Source organism: Thalassotalea marina (assembly GCF_014656435.1).
Classification (GTDB): Bacteria; Pseudomonadota; Gammaproteobacteria; order Enterobacterales; family Alteromonadaceae; genus Thalassotalea_C; species Thalassotalea_C marina.
The window spans coordinates 430,581-447,550 of sequence record NZ_BNCK01000001.1 but is presented as its reverse complement, the minus strand read 5'-3'; the positions used below and the strand labels follow the sequence as shown (position 1 = coordinate 447,550).

Annotated in this window: 13 protein-coding genes and 1 tRNA gene; 7 read left to right on the top strand and 7 right to left on the bottom strand. The window is 38.9% G+C overall.

Going from position 1 to position 16,970, the window contains the following annotated elements:
* Positions 1-33 precede the first annotated feature (33 nt).
* The gene (locus IE199_RS01950; protein WP_373304745.1) at positions 34-1,155 is read right to left on the bottom strand and encodes an MbnH family di-heme enzyme; all 1,122 of its coding nucleotides are present in this window, start codon (positions 1,153-1,155) and stop codon (positions 34-36) included.
* Positions 1,156-1,163: 8 nt separating this feature from the next.
* The gene (locus IE199_RS01945; RefSeq protein WP_189767026.1) at positions 1,164-1,925 is read right to left on the bottom strand and encodes an MbnP family copper-binding protein; all 762 of its coding nucleotides are present in this window, start codon (positions 1,923-1,925) and stop codon (positions 1,164-1,166) included.
* A gap of 133 nt (positions 1,926-2,058) precedes the next feature.
* Here IE199_RS01945 and IE199_RS01940 point away from each other — a divergent pair, with 133 nt between their 5' ends.
* Both IE199_RS01940 and IE199_RS01935 read left to right on the top strand, forming a co-directional pair.
* A complete protein-coding gene (locus IE199_RS01940; RefSeq protein ID WP_189767025.1) occupies positions 2,059-4,815 on the top strand; it encodes a choice-of-anchor B family protein in 2,757 nt (918 codons plus the stop codon).
* A 150-nt stretch (positions 4,816-4,965) separates the two neighbouring features.
* A tRNA-Ile gene (locus IE199_RS01935) sits at positions 4,966-5,042 on the top strand.
* 231 nt (positions 5,043-5,273) lie between these two features.
* Here IE199_RS01935 and IE199_RS01930 read toward each other — a convergent pair.
* From IE199_RS01930 to IE199_RS01915, 4 genes are all read right to left on the bottom strand, one after another.
* Positions 5,274-6,809, bottom strand: coding sequence for a hypothetical protein (locus IE199_RS01930; RefSeq protein WP_189767024.1), 1,536 nt, complete (start codon positions 6,807-6,809; stop codon positions 5,274-5,276).
* A 265-nt stretch (positions 6,810-7,074) separates the two neighbouring features.
* Positions 7,075-7,443, bottom strand: a complete 369-nt coding sequence (locus IE199_RS01925) for a hypothetical protein (protein WP_189767023.1) — start codon at positions 7,441-7,443, stop codon at positions 7,075-7,077.
* 3 nt (positions 7,444-7,446) lie between these two features.
* Complete coding sequence (locus tag IE199_RS01920) at positions 7,447-9,009, bottom strand: S41 family peptidase (protein ID WP_229854482.1); 1,563 nt, start codon at positions 9,007-9,009, stop codon at positions 7,447-7,449.
* Between the two features lie 183 nt (positions 9,010-9,192).
* Complete coding sequence (locus IE199_RS01915) at positions 9,193-10,104, bottom strand: LysR family transcriptional regulator (RefSeq protein WP_189767021.1); 912 nt, start codon at positions 10,102-10,104, stop codon at positions 9,193-9,195.
* Between the two features lie 113 nt (positions 10,105-10,217).
* Between IE199_RS01915 and IE199_RS01910 the strand changes: the two genes are divergently transcribed.
* The 5 genes from IE199_RS01910 (at position 10,218) to IE199_RS01890 (ending at position 15,325) form a co-directional block, all read left to right on the top strand.
* Positions 10,218-11,567 (top strand): S41 family peptidase, encoded by a 1,350-nt coding sequence (locus IE199_RS01910; protein WP_189767020.1) that lies wholly within the window; start codon positions 10,218-10,220, stop codon positions 11,565-11,567.
* Positions 11,568-11,644: 77 nt separating this feature from the next.
* A complete protein-coding gene (locus IE199_RS01905) occupies positions 11,645-12,412 on the top strand; it encodes a TSUP family transporter (protein ID WP_229854480.1) in 768 nt (255 codons plus the stop codon).
* A gap of 156 nt (positions 12,413-12,568) precedes the next feature.
* Entirely contained in the window at positions 12,569-13,255 is a 687-nt protein-coding gene (locus IE199_RS01900; RefSeq protein ID WP_189767019.1) for a response regulator transcription factor, read from the top strand.
* 81 nt (positions 13,256-13,336) lie between these two features.
* Positions 13,337-14,068 (top strand): CPBP family intramembrane glutamic endopeptidase, encoded by a 732-nt coding sequence (locus tag IE199_RS01895; RefSeq protein ID WP_189767018.1) that lies wholly within the window; start codon positions 13,337-13,339, stop codon positions 14,066-14,068.
* Between the two features lie 198 nt (positions 14,069-14,266).
* On the top strand, positions 14,267-15,325 hold the full coding sequence (locus tag IE199_RS01890; protein WP_189767017.1) for a serine hydrolase domain-containing protein: 1,059 nt from the start codon (positions 14,267-14,269) through the stop codon (positions 15,323-15,325).
* Here IE199_RS01890 and IE199_RS01885 read toward each other — a convergent pair.
* Positions 15,312-16,898 (bottom strand): winged helix-turn-helix transcriptional regulator, encoded by a 1,587-nt coding sequence (locus IE199_RS01885; protein ID WP_189767016.1) that lies wholly within the window; start codon positions 16,896-16,898, stop codon positions 15,312-15,314. The genes IE199_RS01890 and IE199_RS01885 overlap by 14 nt on opposite strands.
* Between the last annotated feature and the right edge of the window lie 72 nt (positions 16,899-16,970).

Below are 16,970 nucleotides of genomic sequence, written 5' to 3'. Positions count from 1 at the left end.
GGCTGGATTTTTGTTTTCTGGTGACTTAAAAGTTTAGTTATTCGGCGCAGCATGTGCTGGATTAGTTAAAAACTGTTCATCGGTTAAAGTGAGTAAAAACGCAAGTAAGTCTTGCTTTTCCTGCTCTGTCATTTCTATACCTCGAACAAATTGACTTTTCAGCGGGTTATTTCTGCCATCACCAGCAAACTTGCCTGAGGTTAATAACCTGCCGCCAGCGGCGTAAAAGTCTATCACCTGTTCTAACGTCGCCAAACTACCGTCATGCATGTAAGGTGCTGTACGCTCAATGTTTCTTAATGTAGGTGCTCTAAAGCGGCCATTATCTCGCTCAATACCTGACACCTCAGCCAAACCAATATCTTTTTTAGGATAACCACCCTCTTGCTCAATAAAGTACAACCCAGTGTTATGAAACGGCCTGCGATCTATAACTTGCTGCTCATGGCTAGTTGATTGCGTAAAGTTAAACCCTCCATGACAGTGATGACACTCAAACTTCTCTGAAAAAAATAAATTCATGCCGCGCAAAGCAGATTCAGAGATGGCATTGTCTTGTCCTCTGTAAGCATAATCATCAAAAGGTGCATTTAGAGAAATAAGGCTGCGCACAAAACTCGCCAGCGCTTTGCTGATCAGTAAAAATGAAATATCTTCATCAGGATAAGCTTGTTCAAAAAGCGATTGATACTCTTTGGTTTTAAATCGAGCAAGCACTTGTTGTTCATGACCAGTAATACCTAACTCCACAGGCTCTTCACCGAACATTGGCAGCAACACCTGTTGTTCAATAGCGGTAATACCATCGTGTGCCCAAGTTAAGGTTTTGTTGTAGGCGACATTCACTAGTGCTTGAGAGTTTCTTCGGTGAACTTGCCCGGTAGAGCCCACTGATGTCGCGCTATTTTCTCCAAAGCCATATTGCTGTTGATGACAAGAAGCACAAGATTGTGTTTGATTGGCAGACAAATTAGTATCATAAAAAAGCTTACGTCCTAGTGCCACTCGCTCTGTCGTCATGGCATTGTCAGCAGGCACTTGCGGCAAAGGAAATCCTTTTGGCATTGGCCATTGATAGGGGGTTGATTTAGGAGCTGGCTTGCAACCAACAACCAAAGCAATAATTCCCCCTAGTAAAACCCAAGTTATTTTCACTATGACACCTATAAAACACTTTTAGCCAAGTTATTGAATATTTGCTGGCAATATTGGTTATCTTGAGCGGATTGGCAACTTGTTTGTTCAGCAATTTTTACCTCAGCAAACCAAGGTGCAATATCTAAATTGACCTTTTTAACCTTATCCGTTGTTTCTAATGGTAAGGTGACTGTGTACAAATTTGGATATTTACACGCTGCACTAGGTGACCTTAAAGCACTCGCCGATGAACACCCAGTAGAGCCCAAGTGAAATACCCATTGCTGATCTTGGTTTTCTAATTCAAAACGAACAAATTTATGACCCGTTTGCCAAACCCAAAACATATTTGACACATTAAGAGGGCTAGCCTGAGTTAAAGGGTTTTGATGATTTAATTCAAACGGTACACCAAGTGAAAATCGAATGGCAGTGGCTTGGTTAATATCGGCATTTTCAGCAAATTTAAGTTGCCAATGTGCAGGCTCTTGGCCACCGCACTCAGTACCTAACATCGCCACTTGCTGACTCTGGTATTTATTATCGGCAAGTGATACTTGACGCCACTTTTGATCCTGACCTTTCACTTCAATATGACTTAAATACAAATAAAATTGGCTCAGCTGCCACGATGTTTGTTGATCAACAATCAAACTGTCGCAACTTAAAGGCGCATCACCAAAACTAACTTTAAAATCAAGATGTTGCTGAGGTGACTTACTACAGCCAGCTACTAAACCTATACCTAAAACCAAAGCCAAAGTTGTATAAACTAATTGATTATTCACTACTTATTCCATCAATGTAAATGCCAAGCTGAGTATACAGTAACCAATTAAAAAATAACTCGCCAATATTTTAAAAAAGTGCTAACAATTGTTAAAGTGATGTAATAATGGACAGCTATCAATTGGATTGCATATGAAAAAATTAAACGCAGCCTTACTAGGCATAATGGCGCTCTCTTTGTCTTCAGGGGTTATAGCGCATTCAGAGCACGATAAAGCCCGCTTCGTCGCGCCTAATGGTAAAGATGAAGGACGATGTGATAACGCATTAAGACCTTGTAGTTCTATCGCCTATGCAGTTAAACAAGCCAGTAAAGGTGATCGTGTTTTATTGGCTGCTGGCCAATACGATATTGCTTCTGATGAAGAGCTGTTTTATTTAAAAAGTACGCTAGTACCAGTGCTGGGTGGTTACAATAGATATGATCACTTTCAGTCGCAAAGTCCAGCAACAAATATTACTTCTTTGTCAAACGTACCAAACGAAATGGCTGACGAGTTAAGACAACGAGGCTTTAAGGTACTTATTGATGGTAAGTCGATTGCTAAAAATAAAGCCCTTAGCAAAAAGTTAGATAGCTACAACAAACTAAGCTACAGCAAAAGTAACGTCGCTTGCGAAGGTGGAAAAGCAGATATTTACGATTGTAGTAATGTTGATTTATTGGCACATTTATCACTAGATGATATGTCGACAAAGCCAGTTGAAGGTAACGATATTTGGGGTCACGTTGATCTAAATAACAATCGTGAATACGCTATTATGGGTATACGCAATGGTGCTATTGTTGTTGATGTTACTGACCCAACCAATATAAAAGAAGTTGGCACAGTAACCGGTGTAGATTCTGGTTGGCGAGATGTTAAGGTATACCAATTCTTTGATAGTAGCTTAAATGTTTGGCAAGCATATGCATATGTTACTTCAGAAGGTTCTCGCCAAGGAGATGTGGATCACGTCACTATAATTGACTTAAATTCGCTACCTAACTCGGTAAGCTTGGTAGAAAACAGTAAAGTAGTCAACACTGCACATAATGTTTACATCAGCAATGTAGACTACACACTTAATATTCCTTTACCTAACCAAACCGCATCCTTGCAACTAGTGGGGGCAAACAATGTTGGCGGAGCATTCCAGAATTACTCATTGTCAAACCCTCGTTCTTTGTCAAAAAGCAATAATGAATATTTTGGCTCAGGTTACACTCATGATGGTTCATCAATAAATATCAATGATGCCAGAGCGCAAAGTGATTGTGGTTTATCCGATGGCAGTTGCACCGTATTCTTAGACTTCAATGAAAAAGAAATCAAACTTTGGGACATTTCAAATCCAGAAAACTCAAAGCAGCTTAGCCAAATTAGCTACAACGATGTACCCGTTAATAATCAATATGTTCATTCAGGCTGGGGTACTGATGATCAACAGTACATACTTGTACACGACGAGTTTGACGAAATACTTGGCGGGCTTAATTCAACCGTTCGCATTTTTTCGATATCAGACCTAAACAATCCCGTACAGGTCGGTCAGTGGACCGGTCCAACAGCGGCTATAGATCACAATGGCTTTGTTCGAGGTAACAGGTATTATATGTCAAATTACACTCGTGGTTTGACCATTCTTGACATCACTGATCCCACTAGCCCTCAAGAAGTAGGTTTTTTTGATACCTACCCTTCATTTAATAATGCGAGCTTTAACGGTGCTTGGGGCGTATACCCATTCTTACCATCGGGTAACATCTTAGTAAGTGATATCAACAGTGGTTTATACGTACTTAAAGACAATGCCAAAGAATCAGCCGTTGGGCAGTTTAGTTTTGACAGTAAACAAATTAACACTGAACAAAACGTTGAGTTAACCATCAATGTAAATAGAAACGGCAACACCTTAACTAGCGCAACAAGCGTCAGCTACCAAGTAATTCCTGGCAGCGCCAAAGCAGATGATGATTACACCTTGGCTGATGGCACCATAAACTGGGCGGCAAACGATAACGATGTTAAAACAGTTAGTATTAACATTGCACCAGAAGCGAGCGCAGACGAATTACCTGAATCATTTTTTATCCGTTTATATAATCCAACAAATGGTGCAACTCTTGGCCAGAATAGTTATGCCACGGTAAATGTTGCCGGCAGAATTGATACTGGCGCTGGCAGTTTTAGCTCACCAGAGGTCAAAATTGCTGAAAATGCTGGTGCTCGTTTAATTGAAGTTCATCGCACAGGTTCTTCAACAGGTGAACTATCGTTTACCTATGAAACCATTGCTGGCACTGCAACGTCAGGTGAAGATTTTGAAGAAGCAGCAGGTCAAATAACATGGGCTGATGGCGAAAGTGATGTGAAAACTATCAGTATTAATGTGGTAAATGACGATACAGAAGAAGACGCTGAAACCTTCACGCTGTCATTAAATAGTATTGGCGACAGCCGCCTAGGTGCAAACCCAACGGTGATAATAACGATTGCTGATGATGAAAAAAATGACGCGCCTAATGTCACCTTGCCAGAAAACTTTGAAGCGAATACTTCTGCACAAGTCTCGTTAACAGCATTGGTAACGGATACTGACGATGATGATATGACTTACCTATGGCAACAAACAGCTGGCTCTGATGTTTCACTTAGTAATGCAGAAAGTCTAACAGCAAGCTTTACAGCACCTACAGCAGCAGGGCAATTAACCTTTAGCTTTACGGCAACCGACTATAGAGGAGCGGCTACAACACAGTCAGTAACCGTAACCGTAGTTAAGCCTCCTGAAGTTATTACCGTTACACCAAAATCGTCAGGTGGCGGTGGCTCAATGTATTTATTAGGCTTACTACTATTGCCATTAACTTGGTTAAGAAAAAAAAAGCAGTTGAGCTCGCAGTAAAAAATGCTGACAAACCACTTATTTGATTAACAAATAAGCTAACGCACCACCGAATGTTAAATTTTATAACTTCGGTGGTGACAACAAAAAAATAATTGCTTATACTGCTCGCCGTTTTGGAACTACTGTAACAAAACACCTTTCTTAAATGGCCCTTTAGCTCAGTTGGTTAGAGCACCCGACTCATAATCGGTAGGTCCCCAGTTCAAGTCTGGGAGGGGCCACCATTTAAACTTCCTAACATGTACTTTGGGTTACAGACCGAATAAACCCAATAAAAACAGCATATTCAAGACTTACACTGTCCTCTATTGTCTTGCGTTGACTAGTATTTGTTGTACCATCAGATGTACCAACGAGACGACATTTCATAATTTATTGGTATTACATGCCTAACCAAGTGACACCATTAACCAGTTCGCCAAATTGGAAATTAATTGAGATCAGTCCCTCACTATTTATAAGTCAAACATCAGCACATCACCCTCAGCGTATATTCTACAGGCAGAGGTCAGGTTTTCTTGACGTCGGTATTTTTCACATACTTCTAATGCAGCTTGGTTTGCTATACTTTGGTTTGCCCTGTTAACATTCTGGCCCCATGCAAAGTTACCATCACTATCAATCGCTACAGCAAAAGCTTTAGATTCTTTATAGTTGTAATAATTACTAAAAGCTTTATTAATTGCATCTCGATAGTTTATAACAAGAGTTGATTCCTTAGACTTTTCTGCTTTTTCTTCAATAAGTGCTATGACATCATTTTTATTCGATAAACCATCTAAAAACTGCTCTGCCTTATTAGCGCTTCGATCTTTTAGTTGCAAATACAATTTTAAGTGGAATTCTGCTTGATCGTCTTTATCTAGCTCAATATCACCTATATGTGCTTGCACAAATTCTGGTCTTGAATAGATAAATCCATCTAATAACTCTACTTTGAAGCGATTTACATCTATCCCTTCTTGGCGTGACAACCAAATAAGCCCTTGTTCGGCTTTGTCACTAGGCCAACTCTGTACGATATCATTTAAAGCTTCATTTTTATTTTCTTCATCTAGTAACAAACTATCTGCTGCGTTTTCTGGATCTTTAATAAACCAATAGCGCTGGGCTTTCTCGATAAGCACTTTACGCTCATGTGCATCATCAATATCATTTAGTTTATTAAAAAGATCATCTGCAGATATTTCAATCCATTTATAAATGGCAGAATCAAGCAGGTTTAGATCATCAAGTTGTTTTAGTTGGTCAAATAAATTAGACATTTTATCGCTGGATTTTAAGTCACTGGAAATAGACCAAAGGCTACCACTTATATCTACCCCTTGTTTTTTATATTGCAGCAATGAATCCATTAATCGATTTAAATCGTGCTTAGCAAGCACTCCAATTAATGTTGAGTAAGAGGTGAGTTCAGTCTCGCTATTTGCGGTGTGAATATCCTCTAAAAATAATTCAAAGCCATACTCAGGATCTTGTTCAGCGATAGTCGCCTTTATCATGGCCAGATAATAATCACTCTCCGGTACAGGGTTGTATTGTTGGGCAAAAGATAACGCCTTTTTAGGATCAAGTTCGATTAGCCGACCAACAATTAGTTGAACGAGCATATTTCGTTGTGTTTCATTTTTATCGTTCAATGTTTGTATGACAGATTCTAGTTCTATTAGTGACAATTCATTGATATGGCTATATAGCGCTATTAACAATTTTTGGTCTTCAGGCTTAGTTTCTAAACTTTGTAAAAGCTGATCTATTTGCTCAAATTTATCCAAAGTAGCGCTGGAGCCGTCATCATTATGTGCTTGAGAATTTATTGTCTTATTACGCGTCAGTTCTATAGTCTTCTTCTCTGGAGGCATAGGCTGACTTGATGAAGTATTGTTTTCAACATTTGTCACTAAAGAGCCAATACTTGATTTTTGTTGTCCCAAGTAAAACCCTAAAACAAACGTTACAGCAATAATTAAAATCCAATATGTATTTTTCAATGAATTTCCTTATAAAATAATTTGTAAAAACAATGTTTTATTTTAAGTTTAAAGCGCAATTATCTTAATATTTTATTAATTTAAATAGCAAGGTGACATATCTATGATAGTTACTAAATTAAATAGGGTCTGTCCCTGGGCTAGAATAAAGGCGTTTTTGTTCACTATTAAAAGTGCGGGTGATATAAGCGAAAAACGCTTAGTACCAGTTATTTAAGAGGCACTAAGCGTATGTTGTTATTAACGCTAAAAGTAAAGTAACTCGTTAGCTATTAACGTTTTCGGGCTTACAACTTACTTTAGAAAGTTGAACGGTTGTCTCTTCATTTTGCAGAGATAGATAACAATTTTGCTGGTTATCAGTCATTAAGCGTAATTTAAGAGGCATTTCGGTAACAACGCCCAATACGGCGTTGTTTGATCTTTCTAACGTTAACCAACTAGAAGCGGTAAATACGTCCGGTGCTAGCGTTTTTATTGGCACACCAAAATGTTCTTTAATCGCAGCCTTTATCACACTTACGGTTTCTGAATTGCTTTTAGCAAGTACCGCCGGTTTAAGCAATTCTTTTGACGTTGTTTTACAGCCTGCCACGGAGATCATTATCAATACTAAACTAATCAGTTTATTCATTGGTTACATACCTCGGATCATGTTGTTACGCAATAACGTACTAATTCTGTCGTCTTTAATCATTAAGTCATTCGAATAAGTTGCGCGTTGGTAACGCGCAGGGCTTGCCATAGGCTGAACAGGGCAGCTACCGTTATTTCGGTATGATAATGCGGTAGACAATAAGCGCTCAGACACATCACCTAAAGGTTTACTGTAGTCATCACTTACTTCACAACCTTCAACAAGTGCATTTGGATCAGCAGCCGGATTTGACGAATTTATCGCAGAGAAACCGTCAGCGTATTCACCAAAGTTAATATGATTAACCCCCGTGAACTGAATGGTAAAATAGGTAGTTCCGCAGTTATCTGCTCCAGTAAAACCATAAGGCTTACCACAAGTAGTGCCACCAATTTGAATAACTTCTATATCGCTACCTAACAAGCCGTTCATCACCGCTTCACTTGCTGAACAGGTATCATCAGTAGTTAAGATAAATACTCGATTCAAGTTTAGAGTCGGAAGTGCTAAACCCGCTTGAAAGCCATCAGCAAAACCAAGGGTTTCTGTTACATAGCCTATTGTTTGACCTGCAATCTTATCGTTGTATTTAAACCGATAAAAGTCAGTACCATTAGTATTGTCACCAGCAATCATATAACCAAGCTGAGAAGCCATATACAATAAACCACCCGAGTTGTAGCGTAAATCGAGTACTAAGTCGGTAACATTATTTTGCTTAAATTCGCCAAATGAATCATAAAGTTGCTCTTCAGCTGGGGCAATGAATGAGTTAAATTGCATGTAACCAACGTTACCTGTAGGTGTTTCAATAACTTTAGTGGTTAATACTGGCGAGGTTTCAATAGAAGCTGAAGACAAAGTCACCGTAAATTCTTCACCATCAACAGCTCTAAATTTAAAGGTATGTGATTGATTTAATTCTTTTGGAAATAGCGCAGCATTAATTGCGTTAACTTCGCTTTGTGAGTTTGTATTAATAAAATCAATACCGTCTATTGCTAGTAACTCACTGCCACGGGTTATATTTTGTGCACTAGCAAATGTATTAGGTTCGGTATAAACAACCACTGTTTTTCTTGGTGGTTTAGGCGATATGATTGCCCACTCAATACCATATCCAAATACAACACCAGATTGACTACGTTGTTCCCACTCTTCTGTATCATAGGTAAAATGAAACTGATCTTTAGCTTTACCAGAAGGTGTTGTATCAGTCGTTTTTTGTGTATCAAAATAGGCTAACACTTCATAGCTTTTTGGATCGACATCGGCAATCTCGTCATACCATAAATAAGTTTCGTTACTCCAAGAACGAATCCACATTTTTTCATGCATAGACGTACCGTCTTTATCACTAAAGGCACTGCCTGAACGCGGTGCTTCACAGTAATTTTTAAATACACTAGCGTCTAAAAACTCCCCTTCTTTCCAAACTGGTGCGTCTGGCGCATTATTTCCTGGTGGTTGAATAATATTTTGCTTAGGCGATGACGATGAGCCTCCACCACAAGCGGAAATTAATAATGTGACAATGGCAATACTGGCGTATTTAATCTTCATGAACATCCTTTTTTGAGAGCACTTGAGATGTCGATAATTTACACAAATTAACTCCCAGAGTAAATTGCAACACTTAGTTTACAAATCAACACAAAGATACGACGTATTGCCTCTAATTTAAACAATGAAACAACACCTTATTAGCCAAGAAACAGAGCACTGTTTGATTAAAGCTCAACTGGTTCATTGATACCAAGGCTTTTGCCCTATTTTCTCTTTGAGCAATTCTAAAAACCGAGTCGTTCTGCCAGAACGTGAGCGTTGGTCTGTGCCTAATAAAGCGACTATATTGGCCGTTGGTAGTTCATATTGACTCAGTAATCTGACCAAGGCGCCACTTTTTATTTCAGCGGCAACGTCCCATTCAGACCGAGACATAATGCCATAACCATCGAGCGCCCATTGTTTGATCACTCGTCCATCGTTGCAGGCAAGTTTAGGTTGGATTCGAATTGATTCAGTGATGTTCGCCTCTGCATTATAAAACCTCCACATTGTTACATCTTCAGCGTTTTCTCTAAGGGCAAGACACTGATGGTGACGCAAGTCAGCGGGTTTAGTTACTACACCATATTTTTCAAGGTAACTCGGCGAAGCACATAAAAAGCGTTTATTTTCACTGAGTGTTAACATTTTTAATGACGAATCTCTTAACTCTCCAATGTAAATGATAATGTCCCAAGAGTGCTTGCTCGCCCAATCAGGATTGTCAGAAAGTTCAAGTTCAACCGACAAGTGTTGATATTGCTGTTGGTATTCGGTTAACAATGGCGCTATATAATCACGACCAAATCCCAGCGGCGCTAAAACCTTTAAACAGCCAGTAACTTCATGACGTTGACTATATAAAGACTCATTTAGGTCATCCATGTCTGCAAGAATAATTGCCGCTCGCTCAGCTAACAGTGCTCCTTCATCAGTCAATGTGATACTTCGTGCATGCCGCTCAACTAATTTTAGTTTCAATTTTTGCTCAATGGTTTGCAAACGTTGTGTGATACTCGGCGGTGTCACATTCATCGCGCGTGCCGTTGCGGCCAAGGAGTTATGGCTCGCGATCATTTGAAAAAAACGCAGATCATCGCTATTCAACATTAAGTTAAACCTTAACCATTAACTAAGTTTAAATTAATGTTAAACCACACCATCGTTAAGTACAATAACTTCATTATTGCTGATGTAAAAACTAAAAGAATAAAGAGAGAAAAATGTTTAAAAGATTAATCTTCATGATGTTAGTTGTGTTTAACTCTAGCAACCTATTTGCGACAACACTTGAACACTATCAATCGATGTTGCAACCGAGCGAAGCAAAAAAAGATATTGAACAATGGTTGGATTTTATTGACAAAACGCATCCTGATTTAGCTTATACAACCAAAGATATTGACGCTTTTTACCAACAAGTTAACCAATTCAAAAATAGTATTAATGAGCCAATTTCTGTGCGAGATTTTTGGTTGAAAATGATGACCTACAATAGCATTATTTCTGATGGGCATGTCTCACTTACCCCCTCTAAAAGAGATGCATTGATCGATGACTACTTAAAAAACAATGGCACTTTTTTTCCATTTCATGTGGTTTTTCAAGATGAGCAACTACTTATTAAGGAAAAGCTAAATGGTCAATCATCAAACTTGTCAGGCCACGAGATCACCAAAATAAATGGCATTACTATTGATACAATATTGGCGCAGCTACTTAAGCGAACCCATGGTGATAGCGACAATCAACGAAAGGCCCTACTTGCCCCTAGGTTTTCCTTCTATTACTGGTTGTATTTTGGTGAATATAAAACCTTCACCTTAGATTTAAAAACAGCAGAGAAAACGCTGGTAAACCTCAGCTTTGATGCGGTTAATGAAATTAAAGGCAATGTTGATAGTTTTGACGCCAATTTTCAATTTAGTGTGTTAAATAATAAAACAGCACTTCTTACTCTTAATACTTTCAGTTGGAGAAAGGACGAAGCAAGAGTATTTAAATTTTTACAATCAGCATTCCTGACGATTAAAGACCAGCAGTTAAGTCATTTAATTATCGACATTAGGAGAAATGGCGGTGGAGACGATAACATTTGGATAAAAGGTATATTAGCCAATATTGCCGATAAACCTTGGCGTACAGGCTCCGATTACAAAGTTAAAGTATTAGCGGGACGAGAAAATAAAGGGCAAAAAGCTGGCGACGTGGTTAGTGGAGAAATAAGTACAATACAACAAGTTCAACAAGACAATCCGTTAATGTTTAATGGCAAAGTATCAGTATTGGTTGGCCCTTATACTTATTCATCATCAATTTTGTTTATGAATGTAATGCAAGACTATGGCTTTGGCGAATTAGTTGGTGATAAAACGGGTGGAAAAAGTGGTCAAACTGGCGGCACGCAATACCTTACATTAACTCACTCCAACTTATTAGCGGTTGTGCCTCGCTTTTTGCTGAGTCGACCTAAAGGGGGTCATAATTTAGAACGCTCTACTTTAGATATTCAAATTGATTATGACCAAACTAAACCCTACGAATTAATCGACAAATTATTAGCACAACAATAAACAGCAAATTGCTCCCCCTTTTAACCGTTATCAGCCTCATTGTTGGCTGATAACTTGTTAGTTAGCTAAAGAGAATAATGATGGACTTAGCGCAAATTACCATAGAGTTATTGTTAATTTTATTTATTGTTGCAATGGTTGCAGGCCTTTTGGATACCTTGGCTGGCGGTGGAGGATTAATTTCTGTTCCCGCATTAATTTTAAGTGGTGTTGGCCCACTTGCGGCACTTGGCACCAACAAACTGCAGGGGTGTATGGGCACAGCAACTGCAACCTTGATGATGCTAAGAGCTAGAAGAGTCACTTGGCATCAAGTAAAGGGATTAATGTTATGCGCTTTTTTAGGAGCAATGCTCGGTGCAACAGCCATACAATTTATCAACACTGAACATTTAAATTATGTAATTCCAATCGTCATATTATTTATTGGCCTTTACTTTTTAGTGTCTCCTACTCCCGTCAACGTTAACAGTAAACCGTTAGTTTCAAAAAAGCGTTATCAATACCTTATTATTCCCACAGTTGGTTGCTACGACGGACTGTTTGGTCCAGGTACTGGCTCTTTTTTTACCTTAGCTGGCGTTTCACTGCGGGGGAAAGACATCATCACGTCGACCGCTATCGCCAAAACACTCAATTTTTCAACCAACATCGCCTCTTTAATTATTTTTTTAATGGCAGGGAAAATCGTCTGGTCGATTGGGCTAGTAATGATGCTTGGTCAAATAATTGGTGCTTGGTTAGGTTCTCATTGCTTGTTTTCAATCAACCCTAAATACCTCAGAATATTGGTGGTAATAATGTGTTTCGGCATGTTAATCAAGTACAGTTATGACATGTTTTGACACTATGCAATAACAAGTTGCTTGAGTAATGATGAATTTACAACCACATATCGCACTATGGCTGGTATTAAACTCATTATTGGCACCGTTAATTGCTTTCCTTGGGATCTCGTGTTTAACTTTGATTAGGTCAATGGATTTCGAATATCTAACCTCATGGAAACACAAATACACTCTGACACAGATAAACAGCGGGTTAGGCTGTTACTGAACAAGTTTACACTGGGTACGTTAGCCCTTTGGTTAACGGCGGTGTTATTTGTGCTGACCTTTGTTGTTGTTTTTATCTGGCCTGAATTTTTCCCACAAGATCAGCACTTTCTTATCATTCCTTTATTATCACTGTGGTTATTTTTACTGCGACACTACCCGGCTAGGTTGATGCAGTTGAAGCAAGACATAACACAAGGTGCGATTGCAGAAGTTAGTGGCTTAAGCATTATTCATAACAAACCTGGATTTAAGATATTGTTTGCACCCGACGTTCAATTAAGTGTCGGTAACATGAGTTTTGATTTGCTAAGTTATCCGCCTGCACATTTGCACATTGGCCATCAAGTAAAGGTGAGATATTTAAGCCATTCAAAGTTATTGTTGTCGGTACAACTAACATCAAACCCGCAACAAGTTAATAAACCTCAAACACAACTGAGTGATATTGAACTTGCCATCTTAAAATTGATGGCTAGTGGTGAGCCAGATAAAATAATCGCGCGTCAATTATCGTTAGAGCCAACAACCGTTAGAACATATAACACCAATATTTATCGAAAACTAGCGGTTAAAAACCGTAAACAGGCAGCGGCTAAAGCTGCAGATATCGGGCTTATTAGTGTCAATTGACATCAACTAACACCTTAATCACTGCTAAATCTAATCAAGATCATTAAGCTAAGTCTTATTACTCCCCTTTGAGAATTAGCTATGTTGACTCACCGTTTAACCAGCCCTTGGAATTTTAAACAAGGCTTTTTGATTTTACTGTCCTTTGTTGTTTTGTATTTAGCTTTATCCGCTGGTCATATGATTTGGGTAAAATACACCGTAGGAGTAGAGCAATATTTAACAAAACAAACTGACTTTTTCGTCAAGGTGATGATCACAAGCCAAGCGATTAAGGCGCTGGCCATTATTTTAGTTATCGGGCTTATTGCCACTAAGTATTACCGCGTTAGTTGGCATGCTTTGGGGTTTAAAGCAACAAGTTGGCGCTGGGTTTGTATTGCAATAGTTGCCGCCATATTAGCCTTTATCGTTCGCTTATATCTAATGAAGTGGCTCGCTACTGAGGTGCCGGCTTGGGTTAAGTTTATGCAGCCACCTTTGCAAGACTTGTCACTTTCAAATGCTTCACTCGCAACTTATTTACTGTTAACCATTATTATTACCCCCGTTGTAGAAGAGATATTTTTTCGCGGTTTTTTGTTTCAATGGATGAGTAGCAATCGCCCGGTTTGGTTAGCTGCCATCGTCAGCTCTATCATGTTTGGTGTTTCACATATTGTTCCACCACAAGCCATAGCCGCTGCGGTTTTATCACTGGTCATTATCGTCTTGTTTGTTTGCAGCGGTTCAATATGGCCTGCGATTGTCGCCCACGTTGTCAACAATACATTGTCTGTTGGTTATAACCTTATGTTGCACTTAAATGACTAAATAAATGGCGGTACTTTTACTTGAGTAAACCAAAATACAGCCTTCAAACTGGTGTATCAGAGCAACCGACAGGTTACAAAATAAACCTTATAAAACATAACACTAAATAAAACTTCAAGCTTCTTCAACCAACTTTAACAGCTTTTATTTCAAGTTCAGTTTAGCTTGTTTACATCAAAACAAACGAGGTACGTTGGAATGAAAAATAAGTTAACAACATTAATGGTTGGGCTGAGTTTATTGTCAGGTATTAGCTATGCACAAGATTCACTTAACATCACACAACAAATAAAGGAACTAAAGCCCCAAAAACTCAGTAGTGTTTTAGTGATAAAAGACAATAAGCTGCTGCACGAATCTTACTATAACGAAGCAAGCGCACAATCGTTGCACAATATTCGCTCTGCCAGTAAAAGCTTTACCGGTTTGATGTTTGGTGTTGCGATCAAAGACGGATATTTTGAGTCAGTACAAGACAAAGTATTACCTTGGTTTAAAGACTATCAGCCACTGTTTTACCCGAGCGATGAAAAAACAAACATGCGTTTTTTTGACTTGTTATCGATGACAAATCCTCTGGAGTGTGACGATATGAACTCATTTTCAGCGGGCAATGAAGAGCGTATGTATTTACGCAAAGATTGGATTGAGTTTTTCCTTAATTTGCCAACACGCGGTAATCCACCTTGGATGCCAACTTTTGAACAACAAGCTTACGGTCGAAGTTTTGCTTACTGCACCGCGGGGATTTCGATTACTGCTGCGGCAATTGAACGAGCTTCTGGAAAGTCACTAGCTGATTACGCACAAAGTGCCTTATTTGATAAATTAGATATCAAAGAAGTACATTGGCCAAAATCTCCTATGGGCATTACTCAAGGCGGCGGTGGTGTTGATATAAAACCAAGAGATCTAATTAAAATAGGTCAGCTAGTATTAAACAAAGGTAAATGGGGTAATGAGCAATTGATCCCACAAGACTGGATTGAAAAAAGTCTGCAATCCTATTCTGAGTCTATGCCTGAACTTAACGCCACTTATGGGCTAACTTTTTGGCACTTCCCGTACCAAGTAAATGGTAAAACCATTGATTCTTATGCTGCTGCTGGCAATGGTGGCAACTATTTATACATAGTTCCTGTATTAAATTTAACGGCTGTTATCACATCAACTGCCTACAATACGCCATATATGCATAAACAATCACAAAGCATATTTTCACAGGTGATCTTACCTAAAATTGTTAGTCAACCTTAGGAAGTTGTAATAGCTTAATTTTATTTGCTTCTTTTTGTGCTAACTGTTCCATTTCATTGAGGATTTCTTGAAACACTTTATGATCAGTTAGCACGTTAAAGGGAGGTAAATTTTTCAAGTATTTATGATCTAAGTACCCTTGATCTACCGCCATTTTTAATGTCGATAGAGCCTGTGGTAAATCGCCATCAGAAATCTGCACCATACTTTTGTACACATATAAATTAGGCCAACTTTCAGCAGAAACTTCTATCTCAGGTTTTAATAGTTCAGTTTGCCCTTTCATTTGATGTTCAAGCCAATATTTAATTACTGCCGACTTCATGCTGGTACTACTTAGGGTAATTGCCTGATCCAGTACTTTTAAAGCCAAGTCATTATTGTCAGCGTGAATATGGATCACAGCCAACACCACTAGGCTATCTTCAGTAGCCGGTTCAACTTGATGCAGTTTGTTAATCACCTGTTGGGCGTCGGTATAGTTTTTATTGGCAATTAACGATTTGGCATACGTTACCGCGGTAAAATTATCGTTAGGAGCCATAGTGTAAGCTAGATTGAGCCATTGTTGTGCTTCGGGCTCCATGCCAGCTAAATATAAAAGCTCTGCAACCTGTAAAAACTTATAGGGGCTTTCGCGATTAAAGGCGGTTAAATTTAAGTTTAAGGCCTCATACAACTTACCTTTTTGCACGTATAAATACGCTAGTGCGCTCGCTATTTTATTTTTATCACCATAGTCATGAGACAGGGCTTTTTCATAGTGCGTAATCGCCTTATTTATCTGCCCTGCTACGTCATAAAAATAACCTTCAAGCCAAGGCAGCGCCTCGTGCATTTGTGGGCTTAACGTTAACGTATCTATTATAGCTTTTGCTTCATTCAGTGTATTTTGCTGACCATCAAATTTAGCCACTTTTTCAATCAGTGATTGTGCTAATAAAATTTGCGCGTCTTGGTTTTGTGGATTTTTATCAAGGTACTGTTGCAGAATGTTTATGGCCAATGCATTGGCAGCAAAGGTATGTTGATTTATTAACTGTTGAGCTCTGGCAAATAAAGGAGAAGCACTTAAATTTTGATTATTTTCAGCTTCGGTAGCCCCCACCTCTTGTTGTGACTTATTGACTAAATAAAACATTAGCCATATTGCGCCGACCAAACAAACAACTATCATGCCCCAGAAAAGACGAGGTTTATTGATATGATTAGCCGCAGGCTTATCCACAACGGCTTCAATCGTTACATTGGGATGCCACACATAACCTTCGGCCCGAACAGATTCAATACAATCTGCTATTGAACTACCTACCGCTTTTCTCAGTAATGACACCCGCTGTGCAATGGTTTCGTCACTGACATAGTCTTTTCGCCACACTAATTTAGCCAAGGTTTGCGCCGACAATATTTGCCCAGGATTTAGCAAAAACACTTCTAACAACCGGTAACTTAAGCCAGTTAGATTAATCGGTTGATCATCCACCAACACTTGGCGGTTACGTGTATCAATACAAATAGAATGAGAGCGAATATAGCTGCTTTCGGGTAGCAATGTGTAATGAGAAGCTGTCATGTGCAATACCATAACTTGGATTGAATATTGGTGAAATCAATTTTTTTCAATTACATACCATATTTTTTGCTT

Excerpts from the sequence above, each read along its gene's own strand:
- IE199_RS01940 (WP_189767025.1), top strand. The coding sequence starts at position 2,059 with ATGAAAAAATTAAACGCAGCCTTACTAGGCATAATGGCGCTCTCTTTG.
- IE199_RS01925 (WP_189767023.1), bottom strand. The coding sequence starts at position 7,443 with ATGAATAAACTGATTAGTTTAGTATTGATAATGATCTCCGTGGCAGGC.
- IE199_RS01920 (WP_229854482.1), bottom strand. The coding sequence starts at position 9,009 with ATGAAGATTAAATACGCCAGTATTGCCATTGTCACATTATTAATTTCC.
- IE199_RS01915 (WP_189767021.1), bottom strand. The coding sequence starts at position 10,104 with ATGTTGAATAGCGATGATCTGCGTTTTTTTCAAATGATCGCGAGCCAT.
- IE199_RS01910 (WP_189767020.1), top strand. The coding sequence starts at position 10,218 with ATGTTTAAAAGATTAATCTTCATGATGTTAGTTGTGTTTAACTCTAGC.
- IE199_RS01905 (WP_229854480.1), top strand. The coding sequence starts at position 11,645 with ATGATGGACTTAGCGCAAATTACCATAGAGTTATTGTTAATTTTATTT.
- IE199_RS01900 (WP_189767019.1), top strand. The coding sequence starts at position 12,569 with ATGGAAACACAAATACACTCTGACACAGATAAACAGCGGGTTAGGCTG.
- IE199_RS01895 (WP_189767018.1), top strand. The coding sequence starts at position 13,337 with ATGTTGACTCACCGTTTAACCAGCCCTTGGAATTTTAAACAAGGCTTT.
- IE199_RS01890 (WP_189767017.1), top strand. The coding sequence starts at position 14,267 with ATGAAAAATAAGTTAACAACATTAATGGTTGGGCTGAGTTTATTGTCA.
- IE199_RS01885 (WP_189767016.1), bottom strand. The coding sequence starts at position 16,898 with ATGACAGCTTCTCATTACACATTGCTACCCGAAAGCAGCTATATTCGC.